Here is a 438-nt window from a genome sequence, read left to right as displayed (position 1 = left end):
ACCTTATCGCGCGGGATATAGCCGTATTCCTCCTCGGAGATGAAGGGCTTCACGCCTTCCATCAGGCCGACATCCTGGGCAACGTCGACGACGCGCTTCAGCGAACTGCCGAGCAGCAGCACTTCGCGGCCTGCCGCCTCGGCAGCCTCGGCAACGGTGCGGATACGCCCGACATTCGACGAGAAGGTGGTGATCGCCACCCGGCCTTCGGCATTCTCGATGATCTTGCGGAGGCTTTCGGACACATCCTTCTCGGAGGGCGAAACTCCGTCACGCAGCGCATTGGTGGAATCGCACATCAGCGCCAGCACGCCCTCGTCGCCGAGCTGGCGGAAACGTGTCTCGTCGGTCAGGGGCCCCAGCGAAGGCTCGTGGTCGATCTTCCAGTCGCCGGTATGGATGACATTGCCGACCGGCGTGCGGATCATCAGCGACATT

The 438-nt window shown here is 63.0% G+C and carries 1 pseudogene; it reads right to left on the bottom strand.

Annotation, left to right across the window (positions count from 1 at the left end):
* Positions 1-438: pseudogene (locus tag FMN63_RS27695) on the bottom strand (MBL fold metallo-hydrolase); the annotation flags it as partial.

Source organism: Stappia sp. BW2, from assembly GCF_008107695.1.
In the GTDB taxonomy this organism is placed as follows: domain Bacteria; phylum Pseudomonadota; class Alphaproteobacteria; order Rhizobiales; family Stappiaceae; genus Roseibium.
Note: the sequence above shows the minus strand (reverse complement) of the source record. Positions and strands in the feature narration are given on the sequence as shown.